At 52.6% G+C, this 18,379-nt stretch carries 17 protein-coding genes, 1 tRNA gene and 2 rRNA genes; 16 read left to right on the top strand and 4 right to left on the bottom strand.

Going from position 1 to position 18,379, the window contains the following annotated elements:
• Nucleotides 1-47: 47 nt before the first annotated feature.
• The 13 genes from msrP to ACOTX4_RS00040 all read left to right on the top strand — a co-directional run bounded on the left by msrP (nt 48) and on the right by ACOTX4_RS00040 (nt 11,928).
• Entirely contained in the window at nt 48-1,049 is a 1,002-nt protein-coding gene (msrP, locus tag ACOTX4_RS00100) for a protein-methionine-sulfoxide reductase catalytic subunit MsrP (RefSeq protein ID WP_003860395.1), read from the top strand.
• Nucleotides 1,050-1,649, top strand: a complete 600-nt coding sequence (msrQ, locus tag ACOTX4_RS00095; RefSeq protein ID WP_032660525.1) for a protein-methionine-sulfoxide reductase heme-binding subunit MsrQ — start codon at nt 1,050-1,052, stop codon at nt 1,647-1,649.
• Between the two features lie 234 nt (nt 1,650-1,883).
• Nucleotides 1,884-2,336, top strand: coding sequence for a type II 3-dehydroquinate dehydratase (aroQ, locus tag ACOTX4_RS00090; RefSeq protein WP_003860391.1), 453 nt, complete (start codon nt 1,884-1,886; stop codon nt 2,334-2,336).
• A gap of 21 nt (nt 2,337-2,357) precedes the next feature.
• Nucleotides 2,358-2,822: an acetyl-CoA carboxylase biotin carboxyl carrier protein gene (accB, locus tag ACOTX4_RS00085; RefSeq protein WP_003860389.1), complete on the top strand. Its 465-nt coding sequence runs from the start codon at nt 2,358-2,360 to the stop codon at nt 2,820-2,822.
• 10 nt (nt 2,823-2,832) lie between these two features.
• The gene (gene accC, locus ACOTX4_RS00080) at nt 2,833-4,182 is read left to right on the top strand and encodes an acetyl-CoA carboxylase biotin carboxylase subunit (RefSeq protein WP_003860388.1); all 1,350 of its coding nucleotides are present in this window, start codon (nt 2,833-2,835) and stop codon (nt 4,180-4,182) included.
• A gap of 108 nt (nt 4,183-4,290) precedes the next feature.
• Complete coding sequence (locus ACOTX4_RS00075) at nt 4,291-4,533, top strand: YhdT family protein (protein WP_022651933.1); 243 nt, start codon at nt 4,291-4,293, stop codon at nt 4,531-4,533.
• Complete coding sequence (gene panF, locus ACOTX4_RS00070) at nt 4,523-5,974, top strand: sodium/pantothenate symporter (protein WP_023323805.1); 1,452 nt, start codon at nt 4,523-4,525, stop codon at nt 5,972-5,974. Before ACOTX4_RS00075 ends, panF begins: the two co-directional genes overlap by 11 nt.
• Before the next feature lie 11 nt (nt 5,975-5,985).
• Nucleotides 5,986-6,867 carry a 50S ribosomal protein L11 methyltransferase gene (gene prmA, locus ACOTX4_RS00065; RefSeq protein WP_017382703.1) on the top strand — a complete coding sequence of 294 codons (882 nt, stop codon included), beginning with the start codon at nt 5,986-5,988 and terminating at the stop codon, nt 6,865-6,867.
• A 137-nt stretch (nt 6,868-7,004) separates the two neighbouring features.
• Nucleotides 7,005-7,745, top strand: a complete 741-nt coding sequence (locus ACOTX4_RS00060) for a carbonic anhydrase (RefSeq protein ID WP_003860379.1) — start codon at nt 7,005-7,007, stop codon at nt 7,743-7,745.
• A gap of 329 nt (nt 7,746-8,074) precedes the next feature.
• A complete protein-coding gene (dusB, locus tag ACOTX4_RS00055) occupies nt 8,075-9,040 on the top strand; it encodes a tRNA dihydrouridine synthase DusB (protein WP_022651936.1) in 966 nt (321 codons plus the stop codon).
• Between the two features lie 23 nt (nt 9,041-9,063).
• Nucleotides 9,064-9,360: a DNA-binding transcriptional regulator Fis gene (gene fis, locus ACOTX4_RS00050; protein ID WP_000462905.1), complete on the top strand. Its 297-nt coding sequence runs from the start codon at nt 9,064-9,066 to the stop codon at nt 9,358-9,360.
• A 178-nt stretch (nt 9,361-9,538) separates the two neighbouring features.
• Nucleotides 9,539-9,703 carry a DUF2556 family protein gene (locus ACOTX4_RS00045; RefSeq protein WP_003860373.1) on the top strand — a complete coding sequence of 55 codons (165 nt, stop codon included), beginning with the start codon at nt 9,539-9,541 and terminating at the stop codon, nt 9,701-9,703.
• 140 nt (nt 9,704-9,843) lie between these two features.
• A complete protein-coding gene (locus ACOTX4_RS00040; protein ID WP_063938158.1) occupies nt 9,844-11,928 on the top strand; it encodes a putative bifunctional diguanylate cyclase/phosphodiesterase in 2,085 nt (694 codons plus the stop codon).
• On the opposite strand, the gene envR is transcribed toward ACOTX4_RS00040, so the two are convergent.
• Nucleotides 11,923-12,570: an acrEF/envCD operon transcriptional regulator gene (gene envR, locus ACOTX4_RS00035; protein ID WP_045332461.1), complete on the bottom strand. Its 648-nt coding sequence runs from the start codon at nt 12,568-12,570 to the stop codon at nt 11,923-11,925. The genes ACOTX4_RS00040 and envR overlap by 6 nt on opposite strands.
• A 398-nt stretch (nt 12,571-12,968) precedes the next feature.
• Here envR and ACOTX4_RS00030 point away from each other — a divergent pair, with 398 nt between their 5' ends.
• The 3 genes from ACOTX4_RS00030 to ACOTX4_RS00020 all read left to right on the top strand — a co-directional run bounded on the left by ACOTX4_RS00030 (nt 12,969) and on the right by ACOTX4_RS00020 (nt 17,703).
• A complete protein-coding gene (locus ACOTX4_RS00030) occupies nt 12,969-14,108 on the top strand; it encodes an efflux RND transporter periplasmic adaptor subunit (RefSeq protein ID WP_032660585.1) in 1,140 nt (379 codons plus the stop codon).
• A gap of 11 nt (nt 14,109-14,119) precedes the next feature.
• Complete coding sequence (locus ACOTX4_RS00025; protein ID WP_421635342.1) at nt 14,120-17,233, top strand: efflux RND transporter permease subunit; 3,114 nt, start codon at nt 14,120-14,122, stop codon at nt 17,231-17,233.
• Nucleotides 17,234-17,481: 248 nt separating this feature from the next.
• Nucleotides 17,482-17,703, top strand: a complete 222-nt coding sequence (locus ACOTX4_RS00020) for a lipoprotein (protein WP_003860364.1) — start codon at nt 17,482-17,484, stop codon at nt 17,701-17,703.
• Nucleotides 17,704-18,043: 340 nt separating this feature from the next.
• Here ACOTX4_RS00020 and rrf (ACOTX4_RS00015) read toward each other — a convergent pair.
• From rrf (ACOTX4_RS00015) to rrf (ACOTX4_RS00005), 3 genes are all read right to left on the bottom strand, one after another.
• Nucleotides 18,044-18,159: ribosomal RNA gene (gene rrf, locus ACOTX4_RS00015) — 5S ribosomal RNA — on the bottom strand.
• A 43-nt stretch (nt 18,160-18,202) separates the two neighbouring features.
• Nucleotides 18,203-18,278: transfer RNA gene (locus tag ACOTX4_RS00010), tRNA-Thr, on the bottom strand.
• Nucleotides 18,279-18,292: 14 nt separating this feature from the next.
• Nucleotides 18,293-18,379 (bottom strand): 5S ribosomal RNA (gene rrf / locus ACOTX4_RS00005); the annotation flags it as partial.

Here is an 18,379-nt window from a genome sequence, read left to right as displayed (position 1 = left end):
ACCCTCCTCCTCCGTCATGCTTAGAAAAACGCCTGACGGAGGATGCCATGAAAACCCGAAAACTGACGGAAGCCGACGTAACGTCTGAATCTGTCTTTATGCTACAGCGCCGCCAGATCCTGAAAATGCTTGGCATCAGCGCCACTGCCCTGACGCTCACCCCTGCGGCCCATGCCGATCTGCTCGACTGGTTTAAGGGCAACGATCGCCCGAAAGCCCCCTCCGGCGCACCGCTTGACTTCACCAAACCGGCACAGTGGCAGAATAAACTGACGCTGACGCCGGAAGATAAAGTCACCGGCTATAACAACTTCTATGAGTTTGGTCTTGATAAGGCCGATCCTGCCGCCAACGCCGGGAGCATGAAAACCGATCCCTGGACGCTGAAGATAGATGGCGAGGTGGCAAAACCGCTGACCCTGGATCATCATGACCTCACCACCCGCTTCCCCCTTGAAGAACGCATTTACCGTATGCGCTGTGTGGAAGCCTGGTCGATGGTGGTGCCGTGGGTAGGTTTCCCTTTGCATAAACTGCTGGCGCTGGTTGAGCCCACCAGCAACGCGAAGTATGTTTCTTTCCAGACGCGCTATGCCCCGGACGAGATGCCAGGCCAGAAGGATCGGTTTATCGGCGGCGGGCTGGAGTATCCCTACGTTGAAGGTTTACGTCTCGACGAAGCCATGCATCCGCTTACGCTGCTCACCGTCGGGGTTTATGGCAAAGCGCTGCCGCCGCAAAACGGGGCGCCCATTCGCCTGACCGTACCGTGGAAATACGGTTTCAAGGGCATCAAATCGATCGTCAGCATTAAGCTCACCCGTGAACGCCCCCCCACCACCTGGAACCTGGCAGCGCCTGACGAGTATGGTTTTTTTGCCAACGTTAACCCGCACGTTGACCATCCGCGCTGGTCGCAGGCAACAGAACGTTTTATCGGTTCCGGCGGCGCGCTGGATGTTAAACGCCAGCCAACGCTGCTATTTAACGGCTATGCGGATGAGGTGGCATCCCTCTACCGTGGTCTGAACTTACGGGAGAACTTCTAAGTGCGTTTAACGGCAAAGCAGATAACCTGGCTGAAGGTACTCCTGCATTTAGCCGGATTTCTCCCCTTTATCTGGCTCTTCTGGGCAGCCAGCCAGGGACAGTTCAGTGCCGATCCGGCGAAAGATATTCAGCATTTTACGGGTCGGATGGCTCTGAAATTTTTGCTGGCGACCTTGCTCGTCTCACCGCTGGCGCGCTACGCTAAACAGCCATTATTGATACGCACCCGTCGGCTTTTAGGGCTATGGTGTTTCGCCTGGGCAACGCTGCATCTCACCAGCTACGCCCTGCTGGAACTGGGCATTAACAACCTGGCACTCCTTGGCAGCGAACTGGTGACGCGTCCCTATCTGACGCTGGGTATCGTAAGCTGGCTGGTTTTACTGGCGCTGACGCTGACATCCACGCAGTATGCGCAGCGAAAACTGGGTCGACGCTGGCAACTACTGCATAACTTCGTCTATCTTGTCGCGATCCTCGCCCCTATTCATTACCTGTGGTCGGTGAAGATTTTATCCCCTCAGCCGGTCATCTACGCCCTGCTGGCCCTGGCCCTTTTAGCGTGGCGTTACAAGAAGTTCCGCCAGTGGTTGCGATAGTTCACGAAACTGTGCGTTTTCCCGCAGATTATTTATCAACCGCGAATCTTTTTCGGATAGCGGTTGATAATCTTCCCTGATAAGACCAGTATTTAGCTGCCAAATGCTACGAAATCGTTATAATGTGCGACTTCGGTTTTCCGGACAGGGGTTTTAGGCCTCTGAAAGGGTGACAATTGCGCTTTGAGGGTATATGTTGTTTTTTACCCGAAAATCGCAGGAGATAGCGGCATAATGGCTGATAAATTCCAAATTTTAGTTTTAAACGGACCGAACCTGAACATGCTCGGCACCCGTGAGCCAGAGAAGTACGGCACGCTAACATTGAGCGAAATTGTTAACCGTCTGAGTACGGAAGCAGCGTCGCTGAATGTGGATTTGGACCATTTTCAGTCTAACGCGGAGTACGCAATCATCGACCGTATTCATCAGGCTAAAGACACTGTGGACTATATCCTGATCAATCCGGCCGCGTTTACGCACACCAGTGTTGCTATACGCGACGCACTGCTCGCGGTGAGTATCCCGTTTATCGAGATCCACCTGAGTAACGTGCACGCCCGAGAGCCGTTCCGCCACCACTCCTACCTGTCAGATATCGCCGCTGGCGTGATTTGTGGGCTGGGTGCAGACGGCTATTCATACGCTTTACAGACAGCGGTAAAACGCTTGTCACAATCACACTAAACAAGAGTACGGAACCCACTCATGGATATTCGTAAGATTAAAAAACTGATCGAGCTGGTTGAAGAATCAGGCATCTCCGAACTGGAAATTTCTGAAGGCGAAGAGTCTGTACGCATCAGCCGTGCAGCCCCAGCCGCTAGCTTCCCGGTAATGCAGCAAGCTTATGCTGCGCCAGTGCAGCAGCCTGCGCTCTCCGCAGCCGTTGCGCCAGCGGCAGCAGAAGCGGCACCTGCGGCTGCAACAGAAATCAGTGGTCACATCGTACGTTCCCCAATGGTTGGTACTTTCTACCGCACCCCGAGCCCGGACGCGAAGGCGTTCATCGAAGTGGGTCAGAAAGTCAACGTAGGCGATACCCTGTGCATCGTTGAAGCCATGAAAATGATGAACCAGATCGAAGCAGACAAATCAGGTACTGTGAAAGCGATCCTGGTCGAAAGTGGTCAGCCGGTAGAATTTGACGAGCCGCTGGTCGTCATCGAGTAACGAGGCGAACATGCTGGATAAAATTGTTATCGCCAACCGTGGCGAGATTGCACTGCGTATTCTTCGTGCCTGTAAAGAACTGGGCATCAAGACCGTGGCCGTGCATTCAAGCGCGGATCGCGATTTAAAACACGTATTGCTGGCGGATGAGACGGTCTGTATCGGTCCGGCTCCGTCCGTAAAAAGCTATCTGAACATCCCGGCGATCATCAGCGCCGCCGAAATTACTGGCGCGGTCGCGATTCACCCGGGTTATGGTTTCCTCTCTGAGAACGCCAACTTTGCTGAGCAGGTTGAACGCTCTGGCTTTATCTTCATTGGCCCGAAAGCTGACACCATTCGCCTGATGGGTGACAAAGTGTCTGCCATCACCGCGATGAAAAAAGCTGGCGTGCCAACCGTACCGGGCTCTGACGGCCCGCTGACCGACGATATGGATGCTAACCGCGCCCATGCTAAACGCATTGGCTATCCGGTGATCATCAAAGCGTCCGGCGGCGGCGGCGGTCGCGGTATGCGCGTTGTACGCAGCGATGCTGAACTGGCGCAGTCCATCTCCATGACCAAAGCGGAAGCGAAAGCGGCTTTCAGCAATGACATGGTGTACATGGAAAAATACCTGGAAAACCCACGCCACATCGAAATTCAGGTGCTGGCTGACGGTCAGGGTAACGCGATCTATCTGGCAGAACGTGACTGCTCCATGCAGCGTCGTCACCAGAAAGTCGTCGAAGAAGCGCCAGCGCCGGGCATTACGCCGGAACTGCGTCGCTACATCGGTGAGCGTTGCGCCAAAGCGTGTGTCGATATCGGCTATCGCGGGGCGGGTACCTTTGAGTTCCTGTTCGAAAACGGCGAGTTCTACTTCATTGAGATGAACACCCGTATTCAGGTTGAACACCCGGTTACCGAAATGATCACCGGCGTTGACCTGATTAAAGAACAGCTGCGTATCGCAGCCGGTCAGCCGCTGTCCATCAAACAGGAAGAAGTTGTGGTTAAAGGCCATGCGGTAGAGTGCCGTATCAACGCCGAAGACCCGAACACCTTCCTGCCAAGCCCGGGTAAAATCACGCGTTTCCACGCGCCGGGTGGCTTTGGTGTGCGCTGGGAGTCCCATATCTACGCCGGTTACACCGTACCGCCGTACTATGACTCAATGATCGGTAAGCTGATCTGCTACGGCGAAAACCGTGACGTGGCCATTGCCCGCATGAAGAACGCCCTTCAGGAGCTGATCATCGACGGGATCAAAACCAACGTTGATCTCCAGATGCGCATTATGAGCGACGAGCACTTCCAGAATGGTGGGACTAACATCCACTACCTGGAGAAAAAACTCGGTCTGAACGAGAAGTAAGAGATCAGTGTTGCTAAAAGGCCGGATTATCCGGCCTTTTTTATTTCTGGGGATCGCTAAGCCCCATCATGTACAATCCCCGCTTTCTTCATCCACAAGGGACAAAAAATGGACAAACGTTTTGTTCAGGCCCATAAAGAAGCGCGCTGGGCGCTGTGGCTGACCCTTCTCTATCTCGCCGCATGGTTAGTAACTGCTTACTTACCTGATTCGGCGATTGGCATTACCGGCCTCCCGCACTGGTTTGAAATGGCCTGCCTGCTGCTGCCGCTGATGTTTATCCTGCTGTGCTGGGCGATGGTGAAATTCATCTATCGCGATATTTCACTGGAGGACGATGATGCAGCTTGAAGTCATTCTGCCCCTTATCGCTTACCTGTTCCTGGTGTTTGGCCTGTCGGTTTATGCGATGCGTAAACGTTCGACCGGCACCTTTCTGAACGAGTATTTCCTCGGGAGCCGCTCAATGGGTGGCGTCGTGCTGGCCATGACGCTGACCGCTACTTACATCAGCGCCAGCTCGTTTATCGGTGGCCCGGGCGCCGCTTATAAGTACGGGCTGGGCTGGGTACTGCTGGCCATGATCCAGCTGCCTGCCATTTGGCTCTCTCTGGGCATATTGGGTAAAAAGTTTGCCATTCTGGCCCGTCGCTACAATGCCGTAACGCTGAACGATATGCTGTTTGCTCGCTATCAGAGTCGCTTGCTGGTATGGCTGGCAAGCCTGAGTCTGCTGGTGGCGTTTATTGGCGCAATGACGGTGCAGTTTATCGGCGGCGCACGTCTGCTGGAGACGGCAGCCGGTATCCCCTATGAGACGGGCCTGGTCATTTTCGGTGTGAGTATCGCGCTGTATACCGCGTTTGGCGGGTTCCGCGCCAGCGTACTCAACGACACGATGCAGGGGATGGTGATGCTCATTGGCACTCTCGTTCTGCTGGTGGGTATCGTGCATGCCGCAGGGGGCCTGAGCCATGCGGTTGAAACCCTGGAAGCGATCGATCCGAAACTGGTCTCGCCGCAGGGGGCGGATGATATCCTCTCTCCAACCTTTATGACCTCGTTCTGGGTGCTGGTGTGCTTTGGCGTGATTGGCCTGCCGCATACTGCCGTGCGCTGCATCTCATATAAAGACAGCAAAGCGGTGCACCGCGGGATCATTATCGGGACAATTGTGGTGGCGATCCTGATGTTTGGTATGCACCTGGCGGGCGCGCTGGGCCGCGCGGTTATCCCTGACCTTACCGTACCGGATCTGGTCATTCCGACCCTGATGGTGAAAGTGCTTCCGCCGTTTGCCGCCGGGATTTTCCTCGCCGCACCCATGGCGGCCATTATGTCGACCATCAACGCTCAGTTGCTGCAAAGTTCCGCTACGATCATTAAAGATCTCTATCTGAATTTGCGCCCTGAACAGGTCGAAAATGAGCGACGCCTCAAGCGTATGTCGGCGGTGATTACCCTGGTGCTGGGGGCGTTACTGCTGCTGGCCGCGTGGCGTCCACCGGAGATGATCATCTGGCTAAACCTGCTCGCCTTTGGCGGGCTGGAGGCCGTTTTCCTGTGGCCGCTGGTGCTGGGGCTGTACTGGGAACGCGCGAATGCCGCGGGTGCATTAAGCGGCATGATTGTCGGGGGCGTCCTGTATGCCGTTCTCGCCACGTTTAAAATTCAGTATCTGGGCTTCCATCCGATCGTGCCTTCGTTACTGTTAAGTTTACTGGCGTTTGTGGTGGGAAACCGTTTTGGTCGACCGGTGCCACAAACTGCCCTGATTTCTACTGACAAATAAAGAGTTTTGCCATGCCGTGGATCCAATTAAAACTGAACACAACCGGCGCGAACGCCGAAGAACTGAGTGATGCGCTGATGGAGGCCGGTTCGGTCTCTATCACCTTCCAGGACACGCATGACACGCCGGTCTTTGAGCCGCTGCCAGGCGAAACGCGCCTGTGGGGTGATACGGACGTTATCGGCCTGTTCGATGCAGAAACCGATATGAAAGAGGTCGTGGCGATTCTGGAAAACCATCCGCTGCTTGGCGCGGGTTTCGCGCATAAAATTGAACAGCTGGAAGACAAAGACTGGGAACGCGAGTGGATGGACAACTTCCATCCGATGCAGTTTGGTCAGCGTCTGTGGATCTGCCCAAGCTGGCGTGAAGTGCCCGATGAAAACGCCGTCAACGTGATGCTGGATCCGGGTCTGGCGTTCGGCACCGGTACCCACCCGACAACCTCCCTGTGCCTGCAATGGCTGGATGGCCTGGATCTGGAAGGCAAAACCGTGATCGACTTCGGTTGCGGATCCGGGATCCTTGCTATCGCAGCACTGAAACTGGGCGCGGCAAAAGCCATCGGGATCGACATCGATCCGCAGGCGATTCAGGCCAGCCGTGATAACGCCGAGCGTAATGGCGTTTCCGATCGCCTTGAACTGTATCTGCCCGATGCACAGCCAGAGGCGATGAAAGCCGATGTGGTGGTCGCGAATATCCTGGCTGGCCCATTACGCGAGCTGGCGCCGTTAATCAGCGTGCTGCCGGTTGAAGGCGGTCTGCTGGGCCTGTCCGGTATCCTTGCCAGCCAGGCAGACAGCGTCTGTGAAGCCTACGCCGATCTCTTTGCGCTCGACCCGGTGGTCGAGAAAGAAGAGTGGTGTCGCATCACCGGTCGTAAAAAATAAGCGTTTGGCGTGGTCGTCTGACCACGCCTTTTCCCTTCGGTTTTTTCTCCCGCCTTCTTCCTTTCTTCGATAAAATAACCCCACAAATCAAAATGTTAATTATTGATTTGGATTATAAAATTCACAGGAAGAATATGATGAAACACATTTCAGGCAAGGCAGCGCTGCTGGCGCTGAGCATGATTTCGGCTACGGCTTACGCATCACACTGGAGCTATCAAGGAGAAGGCGCACCGGAACACTGGGGCGAACTGGACGAGGCGTACAAGACGTGTAAAAGCGGAATGTATCAGTCGCCGGTCAACATAGATAACACGGTCAAAGCCCACATCTCTCCGCTGGAAACGCACTATATCGACGGCCCGGTCATTCTGACAAATAACGGCCATACTATCCAGGCGAGTGAAAATGCCGATACACGCGACAGCATCACGCTTGATAAACAGCGCTGGACGTTACAGCAGTTCCATTTCCATGCACCATCCGAAAACACGGTGCACGGTAAAAAATACGCAATGGAAATGCATCTGGTCCATAAAAACGCTGACGGCGAACTGACGGTCGTTGCCGTTATGTTCGATCAGGGCGCTGCAAACACTGAACTGGATAAACTCTGGGGCGTGATGCCGGGACAGGTTGACCAGAACGTCACGATTAAGCCAACCCTTGATATGAATAAATTACTGCCCGCGGATAAAACTTACTGGCGTTTTAGCGGCTCTCTGACCACCCCACCGTGTTCAGAAGGGGTAACGTGGCTGGTCCTCAAGCATCCGCTGACCGTCTCTGCTGAACAGCTGCAAAAATTTACTCACACTCTGCACCACGAAAACAGCCGCCCGGTTCAGCCGCTTCATGGCCGTCTGGTTGTTGAATAAGTCGATTTTTTACGTTGATATCCTGTGCTGAAATGCGACGCAGATCGCAAAGAAGCGCCATAATCTGCTGCTTATAGCAGCAGATTATCCCGAACAATTGATCCATTTATTCAGAAATGATGAGAAGTTACGGGAAATTGTAAGCGCCCACAAAATGTTCATTTATTCATAACACAATGATTTAAATAGCGAATAATCTTATCCCAAAAGAATGACTGGCGATTCCTTGATCTACAACAGAGGATTGTTCAAAGTTTGGCCTTTCATCTCGTGCAAAAAATGCGTAATATACGCCGCCTTGCAGTCACAGTATGGTCATTTCTTAACTCATGCGCATCGGACACCACCAGCTCAGAAATCGCCTGATCGCAGCCCCAATGGCAGGTATTACCGACCGGCCGTTCAGGACGCTGTGCTACGAGATGGGAGCAGGATTAACCGTTTCCGAGATGATGTCGTCTAACCCGCAGGTTTGGGAAAGCGACAAGTCCCGCCTTCGGATGGTGCACGTGGATGAACCAGGTATCCGCACCGTGCAAATTGCCGGAAGCGTGCCTGAAGAAATGGCAGATGCCGCGCGTATTAACGTGGAAAGTGGCGCCCAGATTATTGATATCAATATGGGTTGCCCGGCCAAAAAGGTGAATCGCAAGCTTGCAGGTTCAGCCCTTCTGCAATACCCCGACCAGGTGAAGTCAATCCTGACGGCGGTTGTCAGCGCAGTGGACGTTCCTGTTACGTTGAAGATTCGCACGGGTTGGTCGCCGGAACACCGTAACTGCGTAGAGATTGCCCAACTGGCCGAAGACTGTGGCATTCAGGCCCTGACCATTCATGGACGCACTCGCGCCTGTTTGTTCAACGGTGAAGCTGAATACGACAGCATTCGGGCAGTTAAGCAGAAAGTTTCCATTCCGGTTATCGCGAATGGCGACATTACTGACCCGCTTAAAGCCAGAGCTGTGCTCGACTATACGGGAGCTGATGCTCTGATGATAGGACGTGCCGCTCAGGGAAGACCCTGGATCTTTCGGGAAATCCAGCATTATCTGGACACTGGGGAGCTGCTTGCCCCGCTGCCTCTGGCAGAGGTCAAGCGCTTGCTTTGTTCGCATGTTCGGGAATTGCATGACCACTACGGCCAGGCAAAAGGGTACCGAATTGCGCGTAAACACGTCTCCTGGTATCTCCAGGAGCACGCTCCAAATGACCAGTTTCGGCGCACATTCAACGCCATTGAGGATGCCAGCGAACAGCTGGAGGCGTTGGAGGCATACTTCGAAAATCTTGCGTAATGAAATAAAGAGCTGACAGAACTATGTTCGAACAACGCGTAAATTCTGACGTACTGACCGTTTCTACCGTTAACTCTCAGGATCAGGTGACTCAAAAGCCCCTGCGTGACTCGGTTAAACAGGCACTGAAGAACTATTTTGCTCAACTGAACGGTCAGGATGTTAATGACCTGTATGAGCTGGTACTGGCTGAAGTTGAACAGCCACTGTTGGACATGGTGATGCAATACACCCGTGGTAATCAAACCCGCGCTGCCCTGATGATGGGCATCAACCGTGGTACCCTGCGTAAGAAACTGAAAAAATACGGCATGAACTAATTTCGATTAGCTAACTGCTTGTTTAAAAAGGCGCTCTTCGGCATGGGGAAGCGCCTTTTTTATCGTTCGGGCGAGCAACCGTCAACGCTTTGTAAACCTTCCCTTTCCCCACTTTTCAACGCCCGCTTTTCGTGTATATTTCCACCAACTTACAGGCTCTCTTTTCGCGGAATGACACATGATTCGTAAATACTGGTGGCTGGTCGTTTTTGCTGTCTCTGTTTTCATTTTCGATGCGCTGCTGATGCAGTGGATTGAACTGATGAGCACTGAAACCGATAAATGTCGCAATATGAATTCCGTGAACCCGCTTAAACTGGTCAACTGCTCAGAGCTGGACTAACCGCTTCCATCCTGTATAAAACCCTGTTAACACCCAATAAAAACAGGGGCTTAAATCACTTTTCGTCATTTCCTGACGATGATAATGTCTGTCCCCTTTCCAATCGCTCTTGCTTAACGTCTCACACGAGTGAACAGACCATGCTGGTTAGCCAATACAACCAAATCCTCGTAGTCATCTCCTTTGTTGTTGCCATTCTTGCCGCCTATACCGCACTGAATATGGCTGCGCGCGTTGCCGGAAGCCAGGGCGTCGCTGCACGCGTCTGGCTGGCAGGTGGCGGTGTTTCGATGGGGATTGGCGTGTGGGCGATGCATTTCATCGGTATGCTGGCGATGGATCTTTCCATGAGCATGAGTTACAACGCGGCCCTGACCGTGCTTTCGATGGTTATCGCCATTAGCTCGTCAATGTTTGCCCTGTGGCTCGTTAGCGGCGAGCAGCTACGTTTGCGCCGGCTGCTGCCTGGCGCCGTCGTGATGGGAACGGGCATTGTTGCCATGCACTACACCGGTATGGCTGCCCTGGAGGTCACACCGGGTATTGTCTGGGATAAAACGTGGGTGGCTATCTCTGTGGTCATAGCCCTTGCCGCTTCACTGGCCGCTCTTTGGCTGACGTTCCGTTTACGTCAGGAAGCCGCACGAATGGCGTTGATGCGGCTGGGGGCGGCGATCACCATGGGCATCGCTATCGCTGGCATGCATTACGCTGGCATGGAAGCAGCACAATTTCCGATGTCGACGATGGTCCACCATCATGGCATTAACGGGAGCTGGCTGGCGATATTGGTTAGCGTGGTCGCGCTCGCTATTCTGGGGATTACGCTGCTGGTGTCGATGTTCGATGCCCGCCTTCAGGCTCGTACCTCGCTGCTGGCCTCATCACTGGCAGAAGCTAATCGTGAACTCGCACAGCTGGCGTTGCATGATACGCTGACGCGATTACCCAATCGTATTCTGCTTGAGGATCGCCTCGATCAGGCCATCAGCAAGGCCGATCGCGAAGGAAGCCCTTTCGCGCTGATGTTTATGGATCTCGACGGCTTTAAAACCGTCAACGATGCCTATGGTCATGATGTCGGTGACAAGCTTCTGGTAGCGGTGACTCAGCGTTTGCTGTTGCAGTTGAAAGGTCAGTACACGCTGGCGCGTATCGGTGGGGATGAATTCGTGCTGCTGGCCGAAACCGCCACCCCGGATGATGCTGCCTCACTGGCAAATTCACTGGTGCGCGTCATTGATAGCCCGTTCCATCTCGATCCTTACGAACTGATGGTCACCCTGAGCATTGGCATTGCGCTCTATCCACACGATGGCAAAACCGATCGTGAACTAATGTTTAACGCTGATGCTGCGATGTACCACACGAAACATATGGGTCGCAACGGCTATCACTTCTTCCAGCCGTCAATGAATACGCTGGCGCAGACGCATCTACAGCTGATGAATGATCTGTGGCAGGCCATCGACCATGATGAGTTACGCCTGCTTTATCAACCTAAATTCCACGCCCCTGCCGGGCCGGTCATCGGGTTCGAAGCGCTGTTACGCTGGCAGCATCCCAAACAGGGATTACTCTCCCCCGACCTGTTTCTACCGCTGGCAGAGAAAACAGGGCTGATTATTCCGATTGGAAACTGGGTAATCGACGAGGCCTGCCGCCAGCTGCGTGAATGGCATCTTCAGGGCCACACGGACTGGTCAATGGCGGTGAATCTTTCTACGTTGCAGTTCGAACAGCCGTCGCTGGTTAAAACGGTTCTCGATTGTCTGACGCGCCATAGCGTGCCGCCCGGCATGTTGATCCTGGAGGTGACTGAAACCACGGCAATGAGCAATCCGGACGAAAGCGTACGCGTCCTGACAGCGCTGACGGATGCGGGAGTAAAAGCCTCAATAGACGATTTTGGTTCAGGTTACTCAAGCCTTCTCTATCTTAAGCGGCTTCCCGCCTGCGAGTTGAAAATCGATCGCGCTTTTGTGAAAGAGTTAAGTGGAGAGAGCGAAGATGCGACAATTGTCTCGGCGATTGTCGCCCTGGCAAAAACGCTGAATCTGAAGGTCGTGGCGGAAGGGGTCGAAACCGCAGCGCAGCAGACCTTCCTGACAGAACTGGGATGCAATACGCTACAGGGTTATCTGCTGGGCAAACCAATTACCGCGCAAGCTATTATGGAACAGTGCCAGCACGGGGAGATGTCGCCACCCCGGGCGCAGTCATAAGGCTGTATCGTAAACCACTGGCGCCACTCGGGTGATATTTAGTGTCGCCAGAATATTATCCACCAGCGCCGGTGCTTGTTTGTACAGATTAAAACTGGTGTTATCCATTAACCAGTTTTTAATGACTCCGCTAAAAAAGGCATGGAAAACAATCAGCGCCAGTTCAATATTAGTTTGCGAAGAGATAATGTTATGAGCAATGCATCGATTAAGCGTCTTGCGAAGATAATCATCGTTTAAACCGATCCGCTTGCGTATTTCACATTCTGAAATCACATCGTCATGAAATTCACACTTATGATACAGAATTTGTAAAAGCGCATACTGTCGGGGTTCGCTCGCAATATATTGCAGCGCAACAATAAATTGTTCACGAAGCATTAACAAAGGGTCGTCATTTTCGGAAAGCATTAGCCTGTCACGAATGATTTCACGCAGCGGCAATTGCTGTTCCCATATTGCGTTAAATATTTCCGCTTTACTCGAGAAATGCCAGTAAACCGCCCCGCGAGTGAGTTGAGCTGCATCGGCAATGTCGGTAAGCGTGGTGCTGGCCACGCCACGCGTCGCGAATAGCCTGATAGCGGCTTCAATCAGCTGCTGGCGGGTCTTTTGAGCCTCTTCTTTCTTTTTGCGCGCCATTACCTGCTACTCGTTACTTACAAGATTGATACGTTATCAAAGGATATTGCCGTGGTCGTGTCAGACAAAGTATTAACCAAAATCCGTGTTAGTTTTGCACAAAAAAAGTCAATTCGTTTAATTTATAAACCTCGTGAATAAATTGAATATATTAAATACATAAAACATATGTATAGCTTTCACCAAAAAGCATTTCGTTGATTATCCTGACAGAAATAGAGTGTCGAATGCACTGGGTCAGATTCCGATTTTTACTTTTTAAAAGCTCCATCAGCACTTATAAATTAAAAAACATTAAATACCCTCATTATTATACGCAGCTACATTTCTTTTTTTGCCTCACACCCTTTCACCGATTCATGACAAATATCGGTTCAGGGGTAGTTTAAGGAACAGTAATGACGAATCACTTCAGATGCTTACCCTTATCCGGTTTCATTGTCTGTGCCGCGCTGCTTACCGGGTGCGATGGGCAAGAAAACCCACAGCAGCATGCGCAAGCTCCTCAGGTCAGTGTTCATATTGTTAAAAGCGCGCCACTGGCCGTAAAGACAGAATTGCCTGGCAGAACTGACGCGTATCGTGTTGCGGAGGTTCGTCCCCAGGTAAGTGGTATCATTCTGCACCGTAATTTTACCGAAGGCAGCGACGTCAAAGCGGGTGAATCCCTTTATCAGATCGATCCGGCCACGTATCAGGCAGCCTACGACAATGCGAAAGGTGAACTGGTAAAAGCACAGGCGGCGGCCAATATCGCTCATCTGACGGTGAAACGTTACGTTCCGCTGGTCGGTACGCAATATGTGAGCAAGCAGGAGTACGATCAGGCGGTGGCAACCGCCCAGCAGGCGGATGCGAGCGTCGTTGCCGCGAAGGCTGGCGTTGAAAGCGCGCGGATCAACCTAGCTTATACCAAAGTCACATCCCCAATCAACGGGCGTATAGGTAAATCCAGCGTCACCGAAGGGGCGTTGGTTACTAATGGTCAGTCGACTGCACTGGCGACGGTTCAGCAGCTCGATCCCATTTATGTCGATGTGACGCAATCCAGCAGCGATTTTATGCGTCTGAAGCAGCAGACGAGCCTGCAAAAGGGAGACACCAGCAGCGTCGAGTTGCTGATGGAAAATGGCCAGCCTTATCCACTGAAAGGAACGCTCCAGTTCTCTGATGTCACGGTAGATGAAAGTACCGGCTCAATCACCCTTCGCGCCCTCTTCCCTAACCCTCAGCATATGCTGTTACCGGGTATGTTTGTCCGTGCACGCATTGACGAAGGTACACAGCCTGATGCCATTCTTGTTCCCCAGCAGGGGGTAACCCGTACACCGCGCGGGGATGCCACCGTGCTTGTGGTAAACGATAAAAACCAGGTGGAATCGCGCACTGTCGTTGCACCGCAGGCGATTGGCGATCGCTGGCTGATCACGGAAGGCCTGAAAAACGGCGACCGCGTCATTATCAGCGGCCTGCAAAAAGTTCGCCCTGGCGTTACCGTCGTGGCTATTCCTGATACCGCCGCGACTCCAGCCAGTTAAGGAATAACGACATGGCTAATTTCTTTATTCAACGGCCTGTTTTCGCCTGGGTACTCGCCATCATTCTGATGATTGCGGGCGGGCTGGCCATTTTAAAACTGCCGGTGGCGCAATATCCGACCATTGCGCCGCCAGCGGTGGCGGTGACAGCAACCTACCCTGGCGCTGATGCCCAGACGGTACAGGACACCGTAACTCAGGTTATCGAACAGAACATGAACGGTATCGATAATTTGATGTACATGTCGTCCACCAGTGATTCCGCCGGTAACGTCACCATTACGCTGACGTTCGAGTCGGGTACGGATCCTGATATCGCGCAGGTGCAGGTTCAGAACAAACTCCAGCTCGCCATGCCGCTGCTGCCGCAAGAAGTGCAGCAGCAGGGGATTGGCGTGGAGAAATCCAGCAGCAGCTTCCTGCTGGTTGCAGGCTTTGTGTCGGACAATAAAAATCTCACGCAGGATGATATCTCCGACTATGTCGCTTCTAACGTAAAAGATGCGATCAGCCGTACTTCCGGCGTCGGTGACGTGCAACTGTTCGGTGCCCAGTATGCAATGCGCATCTGGCTGGACAGCAACGCGATGAACAAATATCAGCTCACGCCGCTGGATATCATTAACCAGCTGAAAACACAGAACGACCAGATTGCTGCGGGCCAGTTGGGAGGAACGCCGTCCGTACCAGGGCAGCAACTGAACGCCTCAATTATTGCTCAAACACGCTTGAAATCGCCGGAGGAGTTTGGTCGTGTGACGCTGAAGGTGAACCAGGACGGTTCAATGGTCCACCTGAAAGATGTGGCACGCATTGAGCTGGGTGGCGAAAACTACAACATGGTCACCAAAATCAATGGCCAGGCAGCAACGGGGCTGGGGATCAAGCTGGCGACTGGCGCAAACGCGCTGGATACCGCTGCCGCCATCAAGAGTAAACTGGCGCAGTTGCAGCCCTTCTTCCCTCAGGGTCTGAAAGTCGTGTATCCGTACGACACCACACCTTTCGTGAAGATCTCCATCCATGAAGTGTTGAAGACGCTGTTTGAAGCGATTGTTCTCGTGTTCCTGGTGATGTACCTGTTCCTGCAAAACCTGCGGGCAACGCTTATTCCCACTATCGCCGTTCCCGTGGTGTTACTGGGCACCTTTGCGGTACTGGCTGCGTTCGGGTTCTCCATTAACACCCTGACGATGTTCGGGATGGTATTGGCGATAGGTCTTCTCGTCGATGACGCCATCGTGGTAGTCGAGAACGTAGAACGCGTCATGGTTGAGGACAAGCTGCCGCCAAAAGAGGCGACTCAGAAGTCAATGGAGCAAATCCAGGGCGCTCTGGTGGGCATTGCCATGGTGCTTTCGGCGGTATTTATTCCGATGGCATTCTTTGGTGGTTCAACCGGGGCTATCTATCGCCAGTTCTCGCTGACCATTGTCTCCGCGATGGCCTTGTCGGTACTGGTGGCGTTGATATTAACGCCTGCTCTTTGTGCAACGCTGCTCAAACCGGTTTCCAGCGAACATCATGAAAAGAAAGGTGGTTTCTTCGGCTGGTTTAACGCGCTCTTTGATAAGAGTGTGGAGCACTACAGCAACAGCGTGAGCGGCATTTTACGTAAGACCGGCCGCTATCTGCTGGTTTACGTCATCATCGTCGGCGGCATGGCAGTTCTGTTCCTGCACCTGCCTTCCTCCTTCCTGCCGGAAGAGGATCAGGGTGTGTTTATGACGATGGTTCAGTTGCCGGCAGGGGCGACGCAGATGCGTACCCAGCAGGTACTCGATCAGGTTCAGGATTATTACCTGACGAAAGAGAAAGCGAACGTTGAATCGGTCTTTACCGTAAACGGGTTTAGTTTTAGCGGACAGGGTCAGAACTCCGGTATCGCTTTCGTCAGCCTGAAGCCATGGGAAGAGCGTCCGGGCAAGGAAAACGGCGTTGAGGCGATTGTCAGCCGCGCGACGAAAGCGTTCAGCCAGATCAAAGACGGCCTTGTATTTCCGTTTAACCTGCCTGCCATTATTGAACTGGGTACCGCAACAGGCTTTGACTTTGAACTGATAGACCAGGCAAACCTGGGACATACGCAGTTAACGCAGGCGCGTAACCAGCTGCTGGGCATGGTGAGAGAACATCCTGACTTACTGGTCCGCGTGCGTCCTAACGGACTGGAAGATACGCCACAGTTCAAGCTGGACGTCGATCAGGAGAAGGCACAGGCGCTGGGTGTGAGCGTGTCTGACGTCAATCAGACTATTTCAACAGCCCTGGGTGGCACCTATGTGAACGACTTTATCGATCACGGACGGGTGAAAAAAGTTTATGTCCAGGCTGATGCTCGCTTCCGTATGCTACCCGGAGACATTAACGGCCTGTATGTGCGTAGCGCTAACGGCGAAATGGTGCCTTTCTCTGCCTTTAGCAGCTCTCACTGGGTGTACGGTTCACCGCGTCTGGAACGTTACAATGGGATGCCATCAATGGAGATCCTCGGTGAGTCTGCACCAGGCAAAAGTACCGGTGAGGCAATGGCGCTGATGGAAAACCTTGCGTCAAAACTGCCGTCCGGCATCGGCTACGACTGGACGGGGATGTCTTATCAGGAACGACTTTCCGGGAATCAGGCTCCGGCGCTGTACGCCATTTCACTTATTGTGGTGTTCCTGTGTCTGGCGGCTCTCTATGAAAGCTGGTCAATTCCATTCTCGGTCATGCTGGTTGTGCCTCTGGGGGTGATCGGTGCGCTTCTGGCTGCATCAATGCGAGGGCTGAACAATGACGTTTACTTCCAGGTTGGTCTGCTTACAACAATTGGTTTATCAGCCAAGAACGCCATACTGATCGTTGAGTTCGCCAAAGATCTCATGGATAAAGAAGGCAAAGGGATTATCGAAGCCACGCTTGAAGCCTCGCGTATGCGTCTGCGTCCTATCCTGATGACTTCCCTGGCATTCATCCTTGGTGTTATGCCTCTGGTCATCAGCAGCGGTGCAGGTAGTGGTGCACAAAATGCGGTCGGGACGGGCGTGATGGGCGGGATGCTCTCAGCCACCCTGTTGGCCATATTCTTTGTTCCTGTTTTCTTTGTGGTTGTCCGGAGACGATTTACAAAGCACAAGGATTAATGAAAATCATAAAGGCACCTCTGGTGCCTTTTTTATTTCCTGAAAACAATGTAAAAACACATTCCCTCTTCACATTTCCTCCATTAATAATTACTGCCCGCGCTTTTTTCTTCATAATTTTTACAATCCACACAAATTGAGATTATTCCACGTGCTGCATGGTATTAGTGCGGTGGTAAAATAATCATCGATTCGTTAATTGCCGCATCGGCTCTTTAGCGAATAGGCGATCATATTGAGGTAACATCATGAAAAGATTCCTTTCCGTTGCACTTCTCGCTGCGCTGCTTGCTGGTTGCGCGCACGATTCTCCATGTGTACCGGTATACGACGATCAGGGGCGACTGGTTCACACCAATACCTGTATGAAGGGCACTACCCAGGATAACTGGGAAACAGCAGGTGCGATTGCTGGTGGCGCCGCGGCAATCGCTGGCCTGACACTCGGTATTGTCGCCCTCACTAAATAAGGCTTCTAAAAGCGCGGCGATGGCCGCGCTTTTATTTTTTCCTGATATAAGAAACGTATATTCCCCATCGCAAATAACATCAGATATTAATTAAATTCAATACGCTACCTTACTCCTCGCTATATCCCTTACCTGTACAGCATTTGGCATAACATTTAATTCATTTAACACTACTGCGAGCCAGCAGAATGCATTTCACAACTACAGTTTCAGTACGGTAAAGCGCTACGTCCGTAGGGTATTAACGGCACCAGTGAGAACATCGAATGAGGGAATTGGTTTAGCTGGAGATATAACGCAAAAAGGCCATCCTTTCGGATGGCCTTTCTACTTGTTTGATGTCTGGCAGTTCCCTACTCTCACATGGGGAGACCCCACACTACCATCGGCGCTACGGCGTTTCACTTCTGAGTTCGGCATGGGGTCAGGTGGGACCACCGCGCTAAAGCCGCCAGACAAATTCTTTTACTTCTTGCCGAACTTTAACCTAAGTATAAAGTGGTGCTGATACCCAGAGTCGAACTGGGGACCTCACCCTTACCAAGGGTGCGCTCTACCAACTGAGCCATATCAGCACGCTAAATTTGATGCCTGGCAGTTCCCTACTCTCACATGGGGAGACCCCACACTACCATCGGCGCTACGGCGTTTCACTTCTGAGTTCGGCATGGGGTCA

The organism is Enterobacter cloacae complex sp. IR5459, assembly GCF_049238005.1.
Classification (GTDB): Bacteria; Pseudomonadota; Gammaproteobacteria; order Enterobacterales; family Enterobacteriaceae; genus Enterobacter; species Enterobacter hormaechei_C.
This window is presented reverse-complemented; position numbering and strand designations above follow the sequence as displayed.

Bases quoted from the DNA above. Each gene is read 5' to 3' on its own strand.
- msrP (WP_003860395.1), top strand. From the start codon at position 48: ATGAAAACCCGAAAACTGACGGAAGCCGACGTAACGTCTGAATCTGTC.
- aroQ (WP_003860391.1), top strand. From the start codon at position 1,884: ATGGCTGATAAATTCCAAATTTTAGTTTTAAACGGACCGAACCTGAAC.
- accB (WP_003860389.1), top strand. From the start codon at position 2,358: ATGGATATTCGTAAGATTAAAAAACTGATCGAGCTGGTTGAAGAATCA.
- accC (WP_003860388.1), top strand. From the start codon at position 2,833: ATGCTGGATAAAATTGTTATCGCCAACCGTGGCGAGATTGCACTGCGT.
- ACOTX4_RS00075 (WP_022651933.1), top strand. From the start codon at position 4,291: ATGGACAAACGTTTTGTTCAGGCCCATAAAGAAGCGCGCTGGGCGCTG.
- panF (WP_023323805.1), top strand. From the start codon at position 4,523: ATGCAGCTTGAAGTCATTCTGCCCCTTATCGCTTACCTGTTCCTGGTG.
- prmA (WP_017382703.1), top strand. From the start codon at position 5,986: ATGCCGTGGATCCAATTAAAACTGAACACAACCGGCGCGAACGCCGAA.
- ACOTX4_RS00060 (WP_003860379.1), top strand. From the start codon at position 7,005: ATGAAACACATTTCAGGCAAGGCAGCGCTGCTGGCGCTGAGCATGATT.
- dusB (WP_022651936.1), top strand. From the start codon at position 8,075: ATGCGCATCGGACACCACCAGCTCAGAAATCGCCTGATCGCAGCCCCA.
- fis (WP_000462905.1), top strand. From the start codon at position 9,064: ATGTTCGAACAACGCGTAAATTCTGACGTACTGACCGTTTCTACCGTT.
- ACOTX4_RS00045 (WP_003860373.1), top strand. From the start codon at position 9,539: ATGATTCGTAAATACTGGTGGCTGGTCGTTTTTGCTGTCTCTGTTTTC.
- ACOTX4_RS00040 (WP_063938158.1), top strand. From the start codon at position 9,844: ATGCTGGTTAGCCAATACAACCAAATCCTCGTAGTCATCTCCTTTGTT.
- envR (WP_045332461.1), bottom strand. From the start codon at position 12,570: ATGGCGCGCAAAAAGAAAGAAGAGGCTCAAAAGACCCGCCAGCAGCTG.
- ACOTX4_RS00030 (WP_032660585.1), top strand. From the start codon at position 12,969: ATGACGAATCACTTCAGATGCTTACCCTTATCCGGTTTCATTGTCTGT.
- ACOTX4_RS00025 (WP_421635342.1), top strand. From the start codon at position 14,120: ATGGCTAATTTCTTTATTCAACGGCCTGTTTTCGCCTGGGTACTCGCC.
- ACOTX4_RS00020 (WP_003860364.1), top strand. From the start codon at position 17,482: ATGAAAAGATTCCTTTCCGTTGCACTTCTCGCTGCGCTGCTTGCTGGT.